Genomic DNA, 21197 nt, shown 5'->3' with positions numbered 1-21197 from the left:
TCACTCCTGGTGGGAGGACTGGGCGCGGGTGCGCGCCGCCTTGTGCTCCAGCGCCGCATTGACGAAGCCGGTAAACAGCGGATGGCCGTCGCGGGGGGTGGAGGTGAACTCCGGGTGGAACTGGCAGGCCACGAACCAGGGGTGGTCGGGCAGCTCGACCATCTCCACCAGGGAGTTGTCGACGCTCTTGCCGGAGACCACCAGACCGGCCTGCTCGAGCTCCTCGATGAACTGGTTGTTGACTTCAAAGCGGTGGCGGTGGCGCTCGACGACCTCGTCGCTGCCGTAGGACTGGCGGGCCTTGCTGCCGGCTTTCAGGCGGCACACCTGGCCGCCCAGGCGCATGGTACCGCCCAGGTCGGAGGCCGCATCGCGCAGTTCGATCTTGCCCTCGGGAGTGATCCACTCGGTGATCAGCCCCACCACCGGGTGCTGGGTGTCGTGGGTAAACTCGGTGGAGTCGGCGTCTTCCCAGCCGGCTTTGTTCCGGGCGAACTCGATCACCGCCACCTGCATGCCGAGGCAGATGCCGAGGTAGGGAATGCCGTTTTCGCGGGCGAAGCGGGCGGTGGCGATCTTGCCCTCCACGCCGCGCTCGCCGAAGCCGCCGGGCACCAGGATGGCATCCTTGCCGGCCAGGCGATCGGTGCCGTGGCGCTCGATGTCCTCGGAGTCGATGTAGTCGACGTTGACCTTCACCCGGGTCTGGATGCCGGCGTGAATCAGCGCCTCGTTGAGCGACTTGTAGGCGTCGAGCAGCTCCATGTACTTGCCGACCATGGCGATATTGATCGACTTGAGCGGGTTGAGCTTGGCGTCGAGCACATGTACCCACTCGTTGAGGTCGGCCTCGTCGGCCGTGAGGCGCAGCTTCTCGCAGACGATCTCGTCCAGGCCGTACTCGTGGAGCATCAGCGGGATGCGATAGATGGTGTCGGCGTCCTGCAGCGGAATGACCGCCCGCTCCTCCACGTTGGTGAACAAGGCGATCTTGCGGCGCTCTGACTCCTGGAGCTCCACCTCGCTGCGACAGATCAGAATATCCGGCTGGATACCGATGGAGCGCAGCTCCTTCACGCTGTGCTGGGTCGGCTTGGTCTTGGTCTCCCCCGCCGTCTTGATATAAGGCACTAACGTCAGGTGCATGAAGAGCGCCCGGCTGGCACCCAACTCGCTGCGGATCTGGCGAATCGACTCCAGGAAGGGCAGCGACTCGATGTCACCCACGGTACCGCCGATCTCCACCAGCGCCACGTCGAAGCCCTCGCCACCCTCGTAGACCCGGCGCTTGATCTCGTCGGTGATGTGCGGAATCACCTGCACGGTGCCGCCCAGGTAGTCGCCGCGGCGCTCCTTGCGCAGCACGTGCTCGTAAACTCGGCCGGTGGTGAAGTTGTTGCCCTGGGTCATCTTGGTGCGGATGAAGCGCTCGTAGTGGCCCAGGTCGAGGTCGGTCTCGGCGCCATCTTCGGTGACGAACACCTCGCCGTGCTGAAAGGGGCTCATGGTGCCCGGGTCCACGTTGATGTACGGGTCGAGCTTGAGCATGGTGACCTTGAGGCCGCGCGCCTCGAGAATCGCCGCCAGCGAGGCCGACGCGATGCCCTTGCCAAGGGAGGACACAACGCCGCCGGTCACGAAGATATATCGTGTCATGAAGAACCTGTCGAAACGTGATCGGTAGGCCCGGCAGGAAGCCGCGCCCGGATGGGACGACAGACTAGCAGAATACGACCAATGGCTCAATTTCAGGCCGGCGGCCAATGTCGCGGCTTACCCGGCGAAAGCCCCGGGGTGCCGGACCAGATCAGGGCGCTATGAACCCCTCCCTGGGCGCTACCGACGCCATCCCTGGCGTAGGACCCCCTCAAGGCCTGCCACCGGCGCCGCTCACCCTTGACGGAACAATCAAGTGGCGAGCCGGGGAGCAGTCGCACAAGCCTTCAGCCGAGCCATTTACACCCCCAGATAGTCGAGAATGCCTTCGGCGGCCTGGCGGCCCTCGTGAATGGCGGTGACCACCAGGTCGGAGCCGCGCACCATGTCGCCGCCGGCGAAGACCTTCTCGTGGCTGGTCTGGAAGCGGAACTGGCCCTGCTCCGGCGCCCTGACCCGGTCGCGCTCGTCCATCTCGATGCCATGGTCGGCGAACCAGGCGGGCGGGTCCGGCTGGAAGCCGAAGGCGACGACCACGGCATCGGCGGGGATCACCTCCTCGGAGCCCGGCACCACCTCGGGGCGACGACGGCCGTTCTCGTCGGGCTCGCCCAGGCGGGTACGCACCACCTTCACCCCCTCCACCTTGCCCTCGCCCACCACCGCCACCGGCTGGCGGTTGAACAGGAACTCCACCCCCTCCTCGCGGGCGTTGGCCACCTCCCTGCGCGAACCCGGCATGTTCTCCTCGTCGCGGCGGTAGGCGCAGGACACACTCGTGGCCCCCTGGCGGATGGCGGTGCGGTTGCAGTCCATAGCGGTGTCACCGCCGCCCAGCACGACCACGCGCCGGCCCTTGAAGGAGATGTAGTCGGCGGGATCCTTCTCGAAGCCCAGGCAGTGGTTGACGTTGGCGATCAGGTAGTCGAGCGCCTTGTGCACCCCGGACAGGTTCTCGCCCGGAAAGCCGCCCTCCATGTACTTGTAGGTGCCCATGCCCATGAACACCGCGTCGTACTCCTCGAGCAGCTGCTCGATGGTCACGTCGCGCCCCACCTCGACGTTGAGGCAAAACTCGATGCCCATCTCCTCGAACACCGCCCGGCGACGCTCCATCACGCTCTTCTCGAGCTTGAACTCGGGGATGCCGAAGGTCAGCAGGCCGCCGATCTCCGGATGGCGGTCGAACACCACCGGCTTGACCCCGTTGCGCACCAGGATATCGGCGCAGCCCAGCCCCGCGGGGCCGGCACCGATGATCGCCACCTTCCTGTCGGTCCAGGTGACCTTCGACATGTCCGGGCGCCAGCCCATGGCGAAGGCGGTATCGGTGATGTACTTCTCCACCGAACCGATGGTGACGGCGCCGAAGCCATCATTGAGGGTGCAGTCCCCCTCGCAGAGGCGGTCCTGAGGGCAGACGCGGCCACACACCTCGGGCAGCGAGTTGGTCTTGTGGGAGAGCTCGGCGGCCTCGAGGAGGTTGCCTTCGCTGACCAACTGCAGCCAGTTGGGGATGTAGTTGTGGACCGGGCACTTCCACTCGCAATAGGGGTTGCCGCAGTGCAGGCAGCGGTGGGCCTGGCTGGCCGCTTCCTGGGGCTTGTAGGGCTCGTAGATCTCGGCGAACTCCCGCGAGCGGGCGCGGGCGTCCTTCTTCTGCGGGTCCTGGCGACCCACGTCGATGAACTGGAAGTCGTTGCTCAGACGGTTTGCCATGTTGATTCTCCTGGAAGTCCTGTTGGCTGCCGCGGCCGGGCTCCGAGCCCGGCGGGGCGCTGCTCACTTTGCCTGTACCGGCTTGCGTCGGGCCGTGTTCACCCCGGCTAGCGCCGGGGCTCATTCATTCCGGTTGACGCCGCCTCTTATTCCGGCTGACGCCGGGATTGGGCCAACAGGCTGTTCAGGCTTGCCGCCTTGGGCTTCACCATCCAGAAGTGGCGGGTAAAGTCGCTGAAGTCCTCAAGGATCGCGTGGCCACGCGGCGAGTCGGTCTCGGCGACGAACTCCTCGATCACTTCGCGCAGGTGGCGCCGATAGGCTTCCATGGTCTCCGTGTTCACGCGGTGGATCTCCACCAGCTCGTGGTTGTACTTGTCGACGAAGGAGCGGTCCTCGTCGAGCACATAGGCGAAGCCGCCGGTCATGCCCGCACCGAAGTTGACCCCGGTCTCGCCGAGCACGCAGACCATGCCGCCTGTCATGTACTCGCAGCAGTGGTCCCCGGCTCCTTCGATCACCGCATGCGCCCCCGAGTTGCGCACGCCGAAGCGCTCGCCGGCGGTGCCCGCGGCGAACAGCTTGCCGCCGGTGGCGCCGTAGAGGCAGGTATTGCCGACGATGGCCGTCTTGTGGCTTTCGAAGCGGCTGCCCGCAGGCGGGGTGATCACCACCTTGCCGCCGTTCATGCCCTTGCCGACGTAGTCGTTGGCGTCGCCCTCCAGGTAGAGGTTCAGGCCGCGGGCGTTCCAGACGCCGAAGCTCTGGCCGGCCACGCCGGTGAAGCGCGCGGTCACCGGGGCATCCTCGAGCCCCGCCTCGCCGTAGCGCTTGGCGATGGCACCGGAGATCAGCGCGCCCACACTGCGGTCGCAGTTGGTGATGGTGAAGGCAACCTCACCGCCGGACTTCGCCTCGATGGCGTCCCTGAGAGCGGCCAGCACCTCCTGGTTCTTGGCGCCCGGGTCGTGGGGCACGTTGCGGCTCACCTGGCAGAACTGGGGCGCGTCCGCGGGCACGAAGTCGTTGCCGAGCAGCGGGGTCAGGTCGAGCCGGCGCTGGGAGGCGGTCACGCCCTCGAGTACCTCGAGCAGGTCGGTGCGGCCGATCAGGTCGGTGAGCCGGCGCACGCCCAGCATGGCCATCAGCTCGCGCACCTCCTCGGCGATGAAGCGGAAGTAGTGCTTGACCATGTCCACGGTGCCGCGGAAGTGCTCGCCGCGCAGGTAGTCGTCCTGGGTGGCCACCCCGGTGGCGCAGTTGTTCAGGTGGCAGATGCGCAGGTACTTGCAGCCCAGCGCCACCATGGGCGCCGTGCCGAAGCCGAAGCTCTCGGCGCCCAGGATCGCTGCCTTGACCACGTCCAGGCCGGTCTTCAGGCCGCCGTCCGTCTGCAGGCGGATCTTGTCGCGCAGGCCGTTGATGCGCAGCGCCTGATGCACCTCGGGCAGGCCCAGCTCCCAGGGAGAGCCGGCGTGCTTGATGGAGGTGATCGGGCTCGCCGCGGTACCGCCGTCATAGCCGGAGACGGTGATCAGGTCGGCATAGGCCTTGGCCACGCCGGTGGCGATGGTGCCGATGCCGGGCTCGGAAACCAGCTTCACCGACACCTGGGCGTCCGGGTTGACCTGCTTGAGGTCGAAGATCAGCTGCGCCAGGTCCTCGATGGAGTAGATGTCATGGTGCGGCGGCGGCGAGATCAGGGTCACGCCGGGCACTGCGTAGCGCAGACGGGCGATCAGCTCATTGACCTTGCCACCGGGCAGCTGCCCGCCCTCGCCGGGCTTGGCACCCTGGGCGACCTTGATCTGCAGCACCTCGGCGTTGACCAGGTAGGCCGGGGTGACGCCGAAGCGCCCGGAGGCGATCTGCTTGATCTTGGAGGAACGAATGGTGCCGTAACGGGCCGGGTCCTCGCCGCCCTCGCCGGAGTTGGAGCGCCCACCCGCCTCGTTCATGGCCTGGGCCAGCGCCTCGTGGGCCTCGGGCGACAGCGCCCCCAGCGACATGCCGGCGCTGTCGAAACGCGGGAGCAGGTCCTCGACCGCCTCGACCTCATCGAGCGTCAGTGGCTCGACGGCCGGCTTCAACTTGAGCAGGTCGCGGATGGTGGCCGGCGGACGCTCGTTGACCAGGACCGCAAACTTCTTCCACTTGGCGTAGTCGCCCTCCTGCACCGCCTCCTGCAGTGCCTTGACCACGTCGGGATTGTAGGCGTGGTATTCGTGGCCGTGCACGTACTTGAACAGCCCACCCTGGGAGATGCCCTTGCGCGGCGTCCAGGCCTCGCGTCCCAGCCACTCCTGCTGCAGCTGCAGCTCGCTGAAGCCGGTGCCCTGGATGCGCGAGGCCATCCCGGTGAAGCACAGTTCCATCACCTCGTCGGCCAGTCCCACCGCCTCGAACAGCTGGGAGCCGCGATAGGAGGCCAGCGTCGAGATGCCCATCTTGGAGAGGATCTTGTAGAGCCCCTTCTGCAGGCCCTTGCGATAGTTCTCACGGGCGTCGGCGGGGTTGCCGGTGAGCTCGCCGGTGCGCTGCATGTCGGCCATCACCTGATAGGCCAGCCACGGGAAGACCGCGGTGGCCCCCACCCCGAACAGTACCGCCATCTGGTGGGCGTCGCGGGCATAGCCGGTCTCAACCACGATGTTGGCACGCGGGCGCAGCGCCAACCGACTCAGGTGGTGGTGCACGGCCCCCACGGCGAGTGCCGCATGGATCGGCAGCTCGCCCCTGGCCAGGTTGGCGTCGGAGAGCGCCAGAATCACCTTGTCCGCCTTCACGGCCTCCTCGGCCCGGCGGCAGAGCGCCTGGATCGCTGCCTTCAGGCCCATCTGCTCCGGGTCATAGCCCAGGCTCAGCATCTCGCTGGCGAAGGCCGGATCCTCCTGCTCCACCAGGGCGGTGAACTTGCGCGGCGAGAGCACCGGCGTGGTCAGGATGATGCGGTGGGCATGTTCGGGAGTCGCCTTGAAGACGTTGCGCTCGGCGCCGATGCAGGTCTCCAGCGACATCACGATCGCCTCGCGCAGCGGATCGATGGCCGGGTTGGTGACCTGAGCAAACTTCTGGCGGAAGTAGTCGGTCAGCAGACGCTGCTTGCCGGAGAGCACCGCCATGGGCGTGTCGTCCCCCATGGAGCCCACCGCCTCCTGGCCGCTTTCGGCCAGCGGGCGCAGCAACTGGTCGCGCTCCTCGAAGCTCACCTGGAACATTTTCTGGGCGACATTGAGGGCATCGACATCCATGTTGTGGAAACTGGCCAGCTCCGTCAGCGCCGACTCCAGGTAGTGGGCCTCCTGCTTCAGCCAGCGCTTGTAGGGATAGGCCGACTTCAGGCGCTCATCGATATCGCCGGTGTGCAGGACCTCGCCGGTCTCGGTGTCCACGGCGAGTATCTGGCCGGGGCCCACGCGCCCCTTGGCCACCACCTCCTCGGGCTTGTAGTCGTAGGTGCCAATCTCCGAGGCCAGGGTGATGAAGCCGTTCTTGGTGATCACCCAGCGGGCCGGACGCAGGCCGTTGCGGTCGAGCATGCAGAGCGCCTGGCGGCCGTCGGTCATCACCACGCCGGCGGGGCCGTCCCAGGGCTCCATGTGCATGGAATTGTACTCATAGAAGGCGCGCAGGTCGCTGTCCATCAGCTCCACGTTCTGCCAGGCCGGCGGCACCATCAAGCGCACGGCGCGGTGCAGCTCCATGCCACCGGTCAGCAGCACTTCGAGCATGTTGTCCATGCTCGAGGAGTCGGAGCCGACGGTGTTGACGATCTCGTCGAGCCCCTCGATCTCGGGCAGGCGCTCGCAGACGAAGTTCTCCTTGCGCGAGTTGGCCCAGCCGCGGTTGGCCTCGATGGTATTGATCTCGCCGTTGTGGGCCAGCAGCCGGAACGGCTGGGCCAGCGGCCAGCGCGGCGCGGTGTTGGTGGAGAAGCGCTGGTGGAATACGCAGATGGCGGTCTCCAGGCGCTCATCGCCCAGGTCGCGGTAGAAGGCCGGCAGGTCCACCGGCATCACCAGGCCCTTGAAGGAGATCACCTGCTCCGAGAGCGAGCAGACGTAGAACTCTTGCTCGTCGCGCAGCGCCTGCTCGGTCAGACGACGCCCCATGAAGAGGTCGACCTCGAAGCTCTCGGCACTGCCGTTCTTGCCCGGCTCGACGAACAGGTGACGGATCCGCGGCAGGCACTCGAGCGCCATGGGACCGCAGACGCTGGGGTCCACCGGCACGTCGCGCCAGCCACGGATCACCAGGCCGCGGGCACGCAGCTCGCCCTCGAGGGTGTCGCAGGCCATCTCGGCACGGGCGTCGTCGTCGGGCAGGAAGACCGCCCCCACCGCAAAGCGCTCACCCAGTTCGACATTGAGGGCATCCTGCGCGACCTGGCGCATAAAGGCCTCGGGCATCTTGAGCAGCAGGCCGCAGCCGTCGCCGGTCTTGCCGTCGGCGGCGATGCCACCACGGTGGGTCATGCAGGTCAGCGACTCGATGGCGGTTTTGAGCAGCTGGTGGCTGGCCCGACCTTCCATGTGGGCGATCAGGCCGAACCCGCAGTTGTCGCGGAACTCGCCGGGCTGATGGAGTCCTCTGTTCATTGGCGCGCCTCGAAGTTAGGGTATTTTTTTTGCAGCTGAATCATGATATTCTATAAAGTTTTAATTATTTCATGATGCGCCTCGAGGGACGCTAGGGCTGCGCGGCAAAAGGCCGTCCAGCATAGTCACTCGCCCCGGAAACGCGCAACGCCCCGACCCCCCTGCCGATCAAAAAACACCCGGAAATCCTCGACTTGAAAAAGGGCACCGGAGAAAAAAAGCACACAACTCAATAACTTGCGAACAGCATTGACGTAATTTCAACGACCCATGAGAAAATATAGACTTTAGTCGCACTAGACGAGCCTTCCCCATGCTGATAGCGCATAAGGCATGCGGATTATCGCCATGCTCGGTCCGAAGACAACCACCGCCCGCTACCCCTACCACCCACCAACGACGACGCCCGCACAGGGTGCGGGCGTCGAGGTCGGTCGAGGCAGAGAACGATGGCGGAGGCGCGTCAGTCGCGGGGGAATCCCTCGATCAGCGCCTCCAGCAGCTCCGGCGGGGTCTCGTCGGTGAGGCAGGCGTTTCCCAGGGAGCGCAGCAGGATCAGGCGCAGACGGCTGTCGATGTTCTTCTTGTCCAGGCGCATGCGGGCCAGGAAGTCCTTCACCGACATGTCACCCGGCGCGGTCAGGGGCAGCGCCGCCGCCGCGAGGATAGCCCGCACCCGGGCCACCTCGGCCTCGGAAAGCCAGCCCAGCCGGGCCGAGAGCTCGGCGGCCATCAGCATGCCGGCGCCCACCGCCTCGCCGTGCAGCCACACCCCATAGCCCTGGTGCGCCTCGATGGCGTGGCCGAAGGTGTGGCCCAGGTTGAGCAGCGCCCGCACCCCCTGCTCGGTCTCGTCCTCGGCGACGATCCGGGCCTTCAGTGCACAGCTGCGCTCGATGGCAAGTGCCAGAGCCGCCGGCTCCAGGGCGCGCAGGTCCGCCATCGCTCCCTCAAGCCAGCCCAGGAAATCAACGTCGCGGATCAGGCCGTACTTGATCACCTCGGCGAGCCCCGCGGAGAGCTCCCGCGGCGGCAGGGTGGCCAGGGTATCGGTGTCGATCAGCACCGCCCGGGGCTGCCAGAAGGCGCCGATCATGTTCTTGCCCAGCAGGTGGTTGACCCCGGTCTTGCCGCCCACCGAGGAGTCCACCTGGGCGAGCAGGGTGGTGGGCACCTGGATGAAGGCCACGCCTCGCTGATAGCAGGCGGCCGCATAGCCGACCATGTCGCCGATCACACCGCCACCCAGGGCGACCAGGGTGCAGCGGCGGTTGAAGCCCGCCTCCAGCAGGGCGTCCCAGATGCGCGACACGCTCGCCAGCGTCTTGGTGGCCTCGCCGTCGGGCAGCACCAGCTCGCGCACCTCCAGGCCTGCCGGCAGCGAGGCGCGGCAGCGCTCGAGGTAGAGGGGCGCTACCACCTCGTTGGTGACGATCATCACCTGACGGCCCACCAACCAGGGGGAGAGCGCCTCCGGCTCGCCGAGCAGGCCGGGGCCGATATGGATGGGGTAGCTGCGGCTGCCCAGCGACACCTCGAGGGTGCGCGGGCTGGAGGGGGTCTCGCTCATGGGTTCACGCCTTGCATTGCAGGGGGTCGACCAGCCGGGTGACGCGCCTGACGATATCGTTGACCACGGCACGCGGGCCGCGGCGGTCGGTGCGCACGGTGACGTCGGCGGTGGCCCGGTAGAGGGGATCGCGCACCCCGAACATCTCGCGCAGCACCGCTTCGCGGTCGCCGCGCTGCAGCAGCGGGCGATTGCGATCCTTGGCGGTGCGCCTGAGCTGCTGCTCGACGGTGGTGAAGAGATAGATGACGGTGCCCCGCTCGCGCAACATGCGGCGATTCTCCTCGCGCAGCACGGCGCCGCCGCCGGTGGCGATCACCACGCCCTCCCGCTGGGTCAGCTCATCGATCATCTGGGTCTCGCGGTCGCGGAAGCCGCCCTCGCCCTCCACGTCGAAGATCCAGGGGATGTCGGCGCCGCAGCGCGCCTGGATCTCGTGATCGCTGTCGAAGAAGTCGCGAGAAAGTTCGGCCGCCAGGAGGCGGCCGATGGTGCTCTTGCCGGCCCCCATGGGGCCGATCAGTATCAGGTTGGGTAGTGCCTGCATCAGCGAAGGGCCACGCCGTCGTCCAGTATTCGGGGAGTGATGAATACCAGCAACTCTACCTTCTCATTGCTCTCTTGGGTATAGCGGAAGAGATGGCCGAGCACCGGCAGGTCGCCCAGGAAGGGGGTCTTGACCAGGTTGCGCAGCTCTTCGGTCTGCAGGATGCCGCCCAGCACCACGGTCTCGCCGTTGTCCACCAGCACCTGGGTCTGGATCTCGTTCTTGTTGATCGGTGGCTCCTCGCCGGGGTTGAACTCGCCGAAGGTGTCGTTGGTAATCGCCACGTCCATGATGATGCGGTTGTCCGGGGTGATCTGCGGGGTCACCTCCAGCGACAGCACCGCTTCCTTGAAGTCCACCGCCGCCGCACCGCTGGCGGCGGACTCACGGTAGGCCCGCTCCTGGCCCTGCTTGATGACCGCGGTGCGCTGGTTGGCGGTGATCACCCGCGGCTGGGAGATCGTATAGCTGCGCCCCTCGCTCTCCATGGCGCGCAGCTCCAGGTCGAGCAGGACATCCCCGGAGAGATAGCCGAAGGCGAAGCTGGTCATCCCACCTACGCCACGATCGGTGGTACCGAAGTCCACGGCAAGGCCGCCCAGGTTTGACAAAGGCCTACCGCTCGAAGCTCCACCTTCACCGCCTACGGGACCCAAGAATACACCTCTGTCGGCGGCACCTCGGGATGATCCCGAGGCCCCCCAGTTGACACCCAACTCGCGGGAGGCACTGTCGCTGGCGATGACGATGCGCGCCTCGATCTGCACCTGGCGTACGGCCACGTCGAGGCGGTCCAGGGTGCGCATGATCTCGTCGATCTGGTCGGCGGTATCCTGGATCAGCAGGGTGTTGGTGCGTGGATCGATGGCCACTCGGCCGCGCTCGGAGAGCAGGCCGAACCCCTGCCCACCGCGCAGCAGCGCCGCCAGGTCAGTGGCTCGGGCATACTTCACCTGGATATACTCGGTAGTGAGCGGCGCCAGCACCTCCATCTGCTCCCGGGCCTCGAGCTCCTGGCGCTCGATATTGGCCAACTCGCTGGCCGGGGCCACCACGATGACGTTGCCCTCCTGGCGACTGGCCAGGCCGTGGCTCTTGAGCACCAGGTCCAGCGCCTGGTCCCAGGGCACATCCTCCAGGTTGAGGGTCACCCGGCCTTGGACGCTATCGCTGGCCACCAGGTTGAGCCCGGTGAAGTCGGCGATGATCGCCAGCACCGAGCGCACCTCGATGTCCTGGAAGTTGAGGGTGATGCGCTCACCGGTGTAGGAGAATTGCTCGCGGGTGCGCTGGTCGCGCTCCTGCTGGGTCACCGGCTGGGCCTCGATGGTCAGCTGGCGGCCGCTCTGGGTGGAGACCATGGCGTACTCGCCGGCACCCTCGATATCGAGGGTCACGCCGTCGCGGCCGACCCGCGGGGTGACGCGGCGCAGCGGGGTGCCGAAGTCGCTGACGTCATAGACCTGATCCAGGGAGGGCGGCAACTCCACGCCGCGCAGGTCGGCGGTGATGCGGTTGCGCCCACTCTCGCGCACCCGGGCATCTACCCCGGCGCGGTCGAAGGTGACGACCAGCCGGCCGGCGCCCCCTTCGCCGCGGCGGAAGTCGATATCCTGAACGCTGGGGCCGCTGGCGACGGTCCGGCTGCGGGCCGGCTCGCTGGCGGCCGGTGCCGGCGAAGCGGCAGCGACCTGGGCCACGCCGGTATCTGCCGCACCGCCACCGATGGCCAGGCGCAGGCGATTGCCCTGCTCGCGGGTGTTGTAGGGCAGCGGCCCCTCGAGGTCGAACACCAGGCGGGTGCGAGAACCGGCCTCCAGCGCCGTGACCCGCTGCACGCCGCCGATGCTCAGGGCGTAGTTGCGCTGGTTAAGGCGGTTGGCGGTCTCCATCAGGTCGATGGTCAGCCGTGCCGGGTCATCCAGACGATAGCCGCGCACCTCCGGCACCGGGCCGGCGAATGAGAGGTCGACCTCCAGCTCGCCTCCGGCACCCTGGCGGAAGTCGAGCCCCTCCAGGGAGGAGGCCGCCAGGGCACCGACGGAGACCGCCAGCAGCAAGAGTGTCACGAATCCACGCGTCATGATCGGTAGCATTGTTCCCTTCCCCCGCTTGTCGCCCATCTCAGCCGGTGGGCGGCGAATCGCTTGCCTGGTTGTTTGTCAGAATTTAATGGTCAGAATCTAACTGTCAGAATCCACTTGCCAGGCTCTAGTCGTTGAGCGTCAGCTGCGTCGTGCGTTCGATCCAGCCACCGCGCCCGGTGGGGACCACCTCGATCAGCTGCACCGAAGCGGAGGTGATGCTGACGATGCGCCCGAAGTCGCTGCCCATGTGGTTGCCCACGCGCAGCCGATGCACCGTACCGGTGGGCGCCCTGACCAGCGCCGAGGGCTGCCCGCCATGGATCAGGGTGCCCACCAGGTCGAGCTGGCCGAGGCCGTAGGCCTCGAGTGGCTCCCGCGTACGACTCAGATCCGGCGCCAGCTCCTCGGAGCCGCGCGGCGGCAGCTCCGTCTCGGGCAACCTGGCGATGAACGGACTGCGCCGATCGGCCTCGTCGTAGGGCAGCGCCTCATAGTCGGGTATGTCGGGCAGCTCCACCCGCGGGGTCGCGCCGGGGTTGCTGCGAATCTCGGCCAACTGGCGGTCGAGCGCCCCCAGCTGCGGATCGGCACACCCGGCCAACCCGAGCAGCAGCGCGGCGGCCAGCGCCGCGGAGAGACGGTTGGCATGGTTCATGGCACGCCCTCCTCACCCTGACGGTAGCTGTAGGTCCGCGCCAGCATCGACAGGCGCAGGCGCTGGCCGCTGCCGCCCTCCGGCGACAGGGTCATGTCATGCAGGGTGACGATACGAGGCAGCCCCGCCACGCCGGCCAGGAAGGTGGCGATGCGGTGGTAGTCCCCCTGCACCTGAATATCGAAGGGCTGCTCGATGTAGTGCTCGCGGGTGATCGGGCTGCGCAGGCGAATGGAGTCGATGGCAAGCTGGTTGTCGATGGCGGTCTCGCTGATGTTGTCGATCAGGGACGGCACCTCGGCGCCGGTGGGCAGCATTTCGCGCAGCTCGCCCATGCGCCCCTCGAGGATGACCATCTGCTCGCGCATGGCCTCCAGGTTGGCCGCCTGGGCCGCCTTGCTGCGGTAGTCGCGGATCAGCTGCGCCTCCTGGCCACGCACGCGGTCCAGCTCCTCCTTGGCGGGCGACGCCAGGTACCAGTGCATGCCGAAGAAGGTCACGCCCAGCACCAGCAGGCAGCAAAACAGCTGCAGCGTCCAGGGCCAGACGCCGGCTTCCTTGATATCGAGCTCGCGCCAGTCCAGCTCGCGCAGGCGACGCATCTCTCCCTTGAGACTCATGACCCCTCCTCCAACGACGCCTGACTCTCCTCACTCTCCTCCACCGCCATGGGGAGCCGCTGGCTCATGCTCAGGCTAAAGCGGCGCCGCTCTCCGCCGCCCTCGGCCTCCACCTCAGAGAGCACCGGCACCGTGAAGGCACCCGCGGCGGCCAGGGCCCGCAACTGGTCGGAGACCTGGCGGTTGTTCTCGGCCAGGCCGGCCAGACGCAGGCTGTCACCCTGGCGGGTGACCTGGGTGTAGTGGACACCGTCCACCAGGCTGGTGGTCAGGTCGCCGAGCACATGGACGGTCTGGGTGCGCCCCATCTGCAGATCGGTGAACACCCGCACCTGCTCGAGCATCTGCTCGCGGATCGCCTCGAGCTCGCTGATTTCACGAATATCGTCGTCAAGCTGACGACTGTAATCCTGAATATGAGCGTTGCGTCTCTGCTGGGCTTGGGTCTCCTGCTCGTAGTGCCAGGTCAGGCCGTAGCCTCCCCCGAGGCCCAGTGCCGCGGCCAGCCCCAGGGTTACGAAGAAGCGCTTGCTACGGCGGGCACGGAGTTCCTCGCGCCAGGGCAGCAGGTTGATCTCGATCGTCATGGGCGGGACCTCATTGCCAGGCCGCAGGCGGTCAGCAGCGCCGGGGCATCACCGGAGAGCGTCTGTACGTCGATGCGGCTGTTGACCTTCATCCGCGCCAGCGGATTGGCGATGGAGACCTCCATGCCGCTCTCCTGGGCCAGCCGCTCGGCCAGGCCCGGCAGCATGCTGGTGCCGCCGGCCAGCACCATGCGCCGCACCTCCTGCTTGCGGCCCGCGGTGTAGTAGAGCTGCAGGGAACGCCCGACCTGCTGCACCAGGGTATCCAGGAAGGGGGCGAGCACGCTGCGCTGATAGTCCTCGGGCAAACCGCCACGCTTCTTGGCCAGGCCCGCCTCGTCGAGGCTCAGGCCGTAGCGGTTGCGGATTTCGTCGGTGAGCTGGCGGCCGCCGAACACGGTATCGCGGCTGTAGACCACCCGACCCTCGCGCAGCACGTGGAAGGTATTCATGGTGGCGCCGATGTCCACCAGGGCCACGCAGTCCTCCTCGCCGGCTACCTGGGGCAGCTGATGGCGCACCTCGGTGAAGGCACGCTCCATGGCGAAGGTCTCGACATCCACCGCCTCGGGGGTCAGCCCCCCCTGGAGCAGGGCATCGGTGAGCTGGCTGACATCCTGCTGGCGGCAGGCCACCAGCAGCACGTCCTGCTGGTCGGCATAGCGGGCGTTCAGTCCCAGTCGCTGGAAATCGAAGGCGACCTCACTGAACGGAAAGGGGATGTGCTTGTCTGAGTCAAGCTGGATGCGCGCTTCGATCTCGTCGTCGCTGAGCGAGGCGGGAAGAGTGAGCGTTTTGGTGATGGCCGCACTGGCAGGAACCGCCACCACGGAACGGCGGGAATGTGGCTTGGCCTGCTGCACCGCCCGGGAGAGGGCATCGACCACCTCCCCCATGTCCTGGATGCGCCGCTCGACCACGGCGCCCTCACGCAGTGGCCGGACCGCATAACTTTCGACCTGGTAGCTGGCGCCAGCACGCCGGAGTTCCACGAGTTTGACAGTTGCCGAGGTGATATCGACACCGATCAGTCCCTTGCTGGATGCCCTGAATCGCATCTCCGTCTTGCCCCTGCTGATCCATGTGGAATGCCACTTGTTATATCGCTCACCCCTCTCGACAGGAGGCGGCTGAGCCTGGGGGGCTAGCCCCTGTAAGCTGAGGTTACATGATATTGCCGATCCTCACACGGCTAACCGCAAACCTGCACCCTCAACGCTGGTGACCCCGCGCCTGGATTCCTATAATGGCGTCTTGATCGCCACAACACATCGCCACCGCAACGCCCCAGTTCCCTGCATGGACACCGCCTTTTCATGACGTTTTTCAGAACCCTGCTCTTCTCCCTGGCTTGGCTGCTGGTGTCGCTCACCGCGGCCGTGACACTGGGCGTGGTGGGCGCCGCGCTCTATTTCGCTCCCGGGCTGCCCGACGTACGTCAGCTCCAGGACTTCGAGCTCCACTCCCCGCTGCGCATCTTCACCCGCGACGGGAAGCTGATCGGCGAGTTCGGCGAGGAGCGCCGCATGCCGGTGGATTTCGAGGAGATTCCCGAGGACTTCATCCAAGCGCTGCTTTCCGCCGAGGACGCCAACTTCTTCGACCACCGTGGCGTCGACCCCAGGGGCCTGGCCCGGGCGGCCATGGAGCTGGCCTCAAGCGGCGGCGAGATCCAGTCAGGCGGTTCCACCATTACCATGCAGGTCGCGCGCAACTACCTGCTGACTCTGGACCGCACCTTCACCCGCAAGATCCGCGAGATCCTGCTGGCCCTGCAGATGGAGCAGGTGCTTTCCAAGGAAGAGATCCTCGAGCTCTACGTCAACAAGATCTTCCTCGGCAACCGCGCCTATGGCATCGCCGCCGCCGCCGAGACCTACTACAACCGACCGCTGGCCGAGTTGACCCTGGCCGAGAAGGCGATGATCGCCGGCCTGCCCAAGGCGCCGTCGGCCTTCAACCCCCTGGCCAACCCGGAGCGCTCGCTGATCCGCCGCAACTGGATCCTCTACCGCATGCGCCATCTGGGCCATATCGACCAGGCCGCTTATGATGAGGCGGTCCAGGCACCGGTCACTGCCCGCCGCTATATTGCCCAGACCGAGGTGGATGCCGATTACGTTGCCGAGATGGCCCGCCAGTTCGCCGTGGAACGCTTCGGCGAGGCAGCCTACACCGGCGGCTACCGCATCCACACCACCCTGGATAGCGACCTGCAGCCCTTCGCTCGCAGCGCCCTGGCCGACGGGCTGATCGACTATGACACCCGTCACGGGTGGCGCGGGGCCGAGGAGCGCAATCTCCCCTCCAGCCTGGTGGAGGCCCAGGCGCTTACCGACCGCCGCGGCCTGGAGGAGGAGCTCGACGAGTCCCCCGAGATCCTGGAGACCGCCCAGCGCGCCGCCGAACGCAGCCAGACCGAGATCGAGGGCATCGAGGGCGACGTCAGCAACTGGGTGCAGGTACTGGAGCGCACGCCGGGCTTCGGCCCGCTGCAGGCCGCTATCGTGGTGGAGAGCAGCGGCCGCGAGATGCGGGTACTGACCCGCGGCGGCGAACTGCGCACCATCGCCTGGGATGGCCTCTCCTGGGCGCGGGCCTATCGCAGCCCACGAGCCCGCGGCCCGGAGCCCGGCTCCGCCGCCGAGATCGCCACCCGCGGCGATTTGGTCCGCGTGCTGGAGCGCGAGGATGGCAGCTTGCGCCTGGCCCAGCGCCCCGATGCCGAGGGCTCCCTGGTGGTGATGCACCCCGACACCGGCGCCATCCTGGCCCTTCAGGGTGGCTTCAGCTTCCAGGCCAGCAAGTTCAACCGCGCCGTTCAGGCCCAGCGACAGTCGGGGTCGATCTTCAAGCCCTTCGTCTACTTGGCAGCGCTGGAAAGCGGCCTGATGAACGCCGCCAGCGTGGTCAACGACGCCCCCGTGGTGATCCAGGACGGCAGCAGCGAGCTGTGGCGCCCGGTCAACGCCAGCGGCGATTTCCTGGGCCCGACCCGCCTGCGGGTGGCCCTGGCGCGCTCGCGCAACCTGGTCACTATACGCGTGCTGCAGGAGGTGGGACTCGATGCCACCATCGACTTCCTGGAGGGCTTCGGCTTCGCCAGCTCACGCCTGCCCCGCGGGTTGTCGCTGGCGCTGGGCAGCGCCGACCTGACCCCGCTGGAGATGACCAACGCCTATGCGGTGCTGGCCAACGGCGGCTATCAGGTGGCCCCCTGGTTCATCGAACGCATCACCCGCGGTGACGACGACATGCTGCTCGAGGAGGCCACTCCTGCGGTGGTGTGCCGCGAATGCCGCGACGGCCAGACCGAGGTTGAGATCGACGGCCGTCGCCATCCGGTGGCGCCCCAGGTCGTGGATCCGGTATCGGCCTATATACTGTCCGACATGTTGCGCGACGTGATCGACAGCGGTACTGGCCGCGCCGCTCTGTCGCTGGGCCGTGACGATATCGTCGGCAAGACCGGCACCACCAACAACCAGCGGGATGCCTGGTTCGCCGGCTACAACGCCGACCTGGTCGCCACCGTATGGGTGGGCAAGGACAACAACGAGACCACCGCCGAGTACGGCGCTAACGCCGCCCTGCCGATCTGGATCGACTTCATGGGCGACGCCCTTGAGGGTAGGCCCGTGGCGAAACACGACCGGCCCGCCAGCATCGTCACCGCCCGGGTCGATGCAAACAGCGGGCGCCTGCTGCCCGACGGCCACGGCGGCGGCATCAGCGAGCTCTTCCATCCGGACCACCTGCCCAGCTTCCAGCCCCGCCGCGTCGAGAGCGAGGTGGAGCAGCACAGCGGCTCACAGGGCACAGGCTCCTACGAGGCGATCTTCTAGCGCTACCTGCCGGGGTGGCACGGATGCCGCCCCTCTCTATCTCGAGCACCCCGACCTCACGCCCGCTGGGATTCACTCACCGGCACTATGGGGATGCCCATGCAACACCTTGCCAACCGCCTGATGACCCTGGTGCTGGGCCTCGCCGCCAGCGGCGCCACCCTCGCCAGTCCCTTCTACGCCCCGCCGTCCATCGACGAGAAGCCCCACGGCTTCAGCGGTGAAGCAGAGCTTGGCTATACCCACCTCACCGGCAATACCGACAGCCAGACGCTGATCGGCAAGAGCCAGTTGACCTGGCTGCGCGACCGCTGGACCCATCTGCTTCGCGGCGAGGTGCGCCATGTCTCCCGGAACGGCGATACCAGCGCCGAGCAGTATCGCCTGACCGGTCGCGAACGCTACGACCTCGAGGGGCCCCACTACCTGTTCGGCTTTGCCCGCTGGGAGAAAGACCGCTTCAGCGGCTACGAACTGCAGCTTTCCGCCATCGCCGGCTACGGCCGCGAACTGATCAGCAGCGAGCGCCACCGGCTCTCGCTGGAGGCCGGGCCGGGCTATCGCCACGACCGCATCGATACCGAGCCCAACGCCTCGCTTGCCGTGGCCTACGGGGCCCTGGACTGGCACCTCGAGGCCACCGAGACCACCACTCTCAGCCAGGAACTCTCGGTGGAGTCCACCGACGAGGACACCACCTCGCGCTCGCTCTCCTCGCTGACCACGCTGCTCAACTCACGCCTGGCGATGCGCCTCTCCCACGAGATCAAGCGCAACTCCCAGCCCCCGGAAGGCGCCGAGGCACGCACCGACCACACCACCAGTGCCTCGCTGCTCTACCACTGGTAACCCCCTTATCCTCGAGCCCTCTCTCCCCCAGACATGACGACGCCGGCCCTGGGGCCGGCGTCGCAGAGGAGTGTGCGTCTCGAGGCAGCAACACGTTGCGCGTTACAACCATACGTTACACGCCGTACGTTACACGCCGTACGTTACACGCCGTAAACGTCGTCCACGCTCTTCAGCGGGTAATGTGACGGGTAGGGGCGGCGCGCCACGCCGGAATCCACCGCCGCCTGGGCCACCGCGGAGGTGATCCGCTCGAGCAGGCGCACGTCCACCGGGGTGGGGATGATGTACTCGCGACCGAAGCTCATTTCCTTCAGCTCATAGGCGTCCAGCACCTCCTGGGGCACCGGCTCGCGGGCCAGGCCCATGAGGGCGTGAACCGCGGCGACCTTCATTTCCTCATTGATGCGGGTGGCACGCACGTCCAGCGCCCCGCGGAAAATGAAGGGGAAGCCCAGCACGTTGTTGACCTGGTTCGGGTAGTCCGAGCGGCCGGTGGCCATGATCACGTCGGGGCGCGTCTCGCGGGCCAGGTCCGGGTGGATCTCCGGATCAGGGTTGGTGCAGGCGAAGACCACCGGATTGGGCGCCATCTTGCGGATGTGATCGGCCGTCATCAGGCCGGGGCCGGAGAGACCGACGAAGACGTCGGCGCCATCGATGGCATCGGCCAGGGTGCGCTTGTCGGTATCGACGGCGAACATCGCCTTGTAGGGGTTGAGATCCTCGCGACCAGTGTGGATCACACCCTTGCGGTCGAGCATCACCAGGTTCTCGGCGCGGGCGCCACAGGCCACCAGCAGCTTCATGCAGGCGATTGCCGCCGCTCCGGCCCCCAGGCAGACAATGTTCGCCTCGTCCAGGCGCTTGCCGGCAATCTCCAGGGCGTTAAGCATGCCCGCCGCGGTGACGATGGCGGTGCCGTGCTGGTCATCGTGGAACACCGGAATGTTGCACTGCTCGATCAGCGCCTGCTCGATCTCGAAGCACTCCGGCGCCTTGATGTCCTCGAGGTTGATGCCCCCCCAGGTGTCGGCAATGCGCGCCACGGTATCGATGAAGGCCTGGGGGCTCTCGGAGTTGACCTCGATGTCCACGGAGTTGATGCCGGCGAAGCGCTTGAACAACACGCCCTTGCCCTCCATGACCGGCTTGCTGGCCAAGGCGCCCAGATTGCCCAACCCCAGGATCGCGGTACCGTCGGAGATCACTGCCACCAGGTTACCCTTGCCCGTATAGCGGTAAGCGTTCTCGGGGTCGCGGGCGATCTCGCGCACCGGTTCGGCCACGCCCGGGCTGTAGGCCAGGGAGAGATCCTTGGCGGTGGCGGTGGGCTTGGTCAGTTCGACGGAAAGCTTTCCGGGAATGGGCTTGGCGTGATAATCCAGCGCGGCCTGTCGTGCGTCACTCATGAAGGTGGGTTCCGGTCAGGGTGGAATAGACCCTCCACGATATAGAAAAACCTTCCATCGCTCAAGCTGATGGAATTTCTCGCCTGTTGTACGCTTGTTTGACACCGATAACAGCTATTTGCTGCAACTTATGACGAAAAGCCCAGTCATAACCCTTTCCTTATCGCCGACCCTTCCGCATGGAATCGGGGCAACACCTGCAGGCACAAAAAAACCCGCCTCGACGGGCGGGTTTCTCGACGGTCCGAAGAGCGCCAGCACAATCAGCGTTTGATCGCGGCACCGAAACGCTTGTTGAAGCGCTCGACGCGCCCCCCGGTGGTCGCCTGCTTCTGCTTGCCGGTGTAGAAGGGGTGGCACTGGGAGCAGACATCCAGGGAGAAGTCATGACCGGAGGTAGAGCCGACCTGGAAGCTGGCGCCGCAGGAGCAGGTCGCGTTGACCGCCTTGTATTCGGGATGGATACCTTGTTTCATCTTGAGCCTCGTTGAGCTGTATGCCGCCACCTGATCGGCTGCCAGGCACCGCATACGGGTTGTCTATCGGTCGCGCTGTCTATTGGTCACGAAACCGCAAGCGCGAGTGCAAACCGGTTGTACCGCCCTGGCCGCACTCGGCAATCAGGGAGGCGCAATATTCTAGCAGAGCCAATCCCGGAGGCCAATTGCCCACCTCGACTCCGCCCCCGCGCGTGCTGGGCGTCGCGGTTCCCTCACCGCTGCGCCGCCTGTTCGACTATCGCCCCGCTGGCTCGCCCCCGCCCGGAGGCTGGGCGCCGGGGCTGCGCGTGAGGGTGCCGTTCGGTCGGCGCGAGGTGGTGGGCGTGGTGATGGAGTGCCGCGAGCGCAGCGACCTGCCCCTGGCCGAGCTCAAGCCCGTCAGCGCCTGCCTGGACTCGACCCCGCTGCCCGCCGACTGGCTGTGGCTGTGCCACTTCACCGCCCGCTACTACCAGCACTCCCTGGGGGACACCCTCCACCAGGCGATGCCGGGGCTGCTGCGCCAGGGGCGCGCCTTGGAGGGGCGCACCCGGGAACGCTGGCAGCTTACCG

15 protein-coding genes are annotated in these 21197 nt (G+C 66.8%); 3 read left to right on the top strand and 12 right to left on the bottom strand.

The annotated features are described in order from the left end of the window. The 10 genes from ACR80S_RS00515 to ACR80S_RS00470 form a co-directional block, all read right to left on the bottom strand. Positions 1-1656, bottom strand: coding sequence for a CTP synthase (locus ACR80S_RS00515; RefSeq protein ID WP_435402265.1), 1656 nt, complete (start codon positions 1654-1656; stop codon positions 1-3). 300 nt (positions 1657-1956) lie between these two features. Then, the gene (locus tag ACR80S_RS00510) at positions 1957-3375 is read right to left on the bottom strand and encodes an FAD-dependent oxidoreductase (RefSeq protein WP_435402264.1); all 1419 of its coding nucleotides are present in this window, start codon (positions 3373-3375) and stop codon (positions 1957-1959) included. Positions 3376-3521: 146 nt separating this feature from the next. After that, on the bottom strand, positions 3522-7973 hold the full coding sequence (gltB, locus tag ACR80S_RS00505) for a glutamate synthase large subunit (protein WP_435402263.1): 4452 nt from the start codon (positions 7971-7973) through the stop codon (positions 3522-3524). Positions 7974-8436: 463 nt separating this feature from the next. After that, complete coding sequence (aroB, locus tag ACR80S_RS00500; protein ID WP_435401284.1) at positions 8437-9543, bottom strand: 3-dehydroquinate synthase; 1107 nt, start codon at positions 9541-9543, stop codon at positions 8437-8439. 4 nt (positions 9544-9547) lie between these two features. Beyond that, on the bottom strand, positions 9548-10090 hold the full coding sequence (gene aroK / locus ACR80S_RS00495; protein WP_435401283.1) for a shikimate kinase AroK: 543 nt from the start codon (positions 10088-10090) through the stop codon (positions 9548-9550). Beyond that, complete coding sequence (gene pilQ, locus ACR80S_RS00490) at positions 10090-12174, bottom strand: type IV pilus secretin PilQ (RefSeq protein WP_435401282.1); 2085 nt, start codon at positions 12172-12174, stop codon at positions 10090-10092. The genes aroK and pilQ overlap by 1 nt, the downstream gene beginning before the upstream one ends. Before the next feature lie 127 nt (positions 12175-12301). Then, complete coding sequence (locus ACR80S_RS00485) at positions 12302-12832, bottom strand: pilus assembly protein PilP (protein WP_435401281.1); 531 nt, start codon at positions 12830-12832, stop codon at positions 12302-12304. Then, complete coding sequence (locus tag ACR80S_RS00480; RefSeq protein ID WP_435401280.1) at positions 12829-13452, bottom strand: type IV pilus inner membrane component PilO; 624 nt, start codon at positions 13450-13452, stop codon at positions 12829-12831. The genes ACR80S_RS00485 and ACR80S_RS00480 overlap by 4 nt, the downstream gene beginning before the upstream one ends. Beyond that, positions 13449-14039 carry a PilN domain-containing protein gene (locus ACR80S_RS00475; RefSeq protein WP_435401279.1) on the bottom strand — a complete coding sequence of 197 codons (591 nt, stop codon included), beginning with the start codon at positions 14037-14039 and terminating at the stop codon, positions 13449-13451. The genes ACR80S_RS00480 and ACR80S_RS00475 overlap by 4 nt, the downstream gene beginning before the upstream one ends. Continuing rightward, a complete protein-coding gene (locus ACR80S_RS00470) occupies positions 14036-15097 on the bottom strand; it encodes a pilus assembly protein PilM (protein WP_435401278.1) in 1062 nt (353 codons plus the stop codon). Before ACR80S_RS00470 ends, ACR80S_RS00475 begins: the two co-directional genes overlap by 4 nt. Positions 15098-15355: 258 nt before the next feature. Here ACR80S_RS00470 and ACR80S_RS00465 point away from each other — a divergent pair, with 258 nt between their 5' ends. Beyond that, on the top strand, positions 15356-17884 hold the full coding sequence (locus ACR80S_RS00465; protein WP_435402262.1) for a penicillin-binding protein 1A: 2529 nt from the start codon (positions 15356-15358) through the stop codon (positions 17882-17884). Between the two features lie 99 nt (positions 17885-17983). Then, positions 17984-18733, top strand: a complete 750-nt coding sequence (locus ACR80S_RS00460; protein WP_435402261.1) for a DUF481 domain-containing protein — start codon at positions 17984-17986, stop codon at positions 18731-18733. 143 nt (positions 18734-18876) lie between these two features. Here ACR80S_RS00460 and ACR80S_RS00455 read toward each other — a convergent pair whose 3' ends face one another. Both ACR80S_RS00455 and rpmE read right to left on the bottom strand, forming a co-directional pair. Beyond that, on the bottom strand, positions 18877-20145 hold the full coding sequence (locus tag ACR80S_RS00455) for a malic enzyme-like NAD(P)-binding protein (RefSeq protein ID WP_435401275.1): 1269 nt from the start codon (positions 20143-20145) through the stop codon (positions 18877-18879). A 263-nt stretch (positions 20146-20408) separates the two neighbouring features. Further along, positions 20409-20621 (bottom strand): 50S ribosomal protein L31, encoded by a 213-nt coding sequence (gene rpmE, locus ACR80S_RS00450; protein ID WP_435401274.1) that lies wholly within the window; start codon positions 20619-20621, stop codon positions 20409-20411. 188 nt (positions 20622-20809) lie between these two features. Here rpmE and ACR80S_RS00445 point away from each other — a divergent pair. Continuing rightward, the coding region (locus tag ACR80S_RS00445; protein ID WP_463323801.1) for a primosomal protein N' family DNA-binding protein at positions 20810-21197 on the top strand (388 nt) is incomplete at its 3' end.

This window comes from Halomonas salsilacus, assembly GCF_051216275.1.
Taxonomy (GTDB): Bacteria; Pseudomonadota; Gammaproteobacteria; order Pseudomonadales; family Halomonadaceae; genus Halomonas.
The sequence above is the reverse complement of the archived record's forward strand: the minus strand, read 5'-3'. Positions and strand labels throughout refer to the sequence as shown.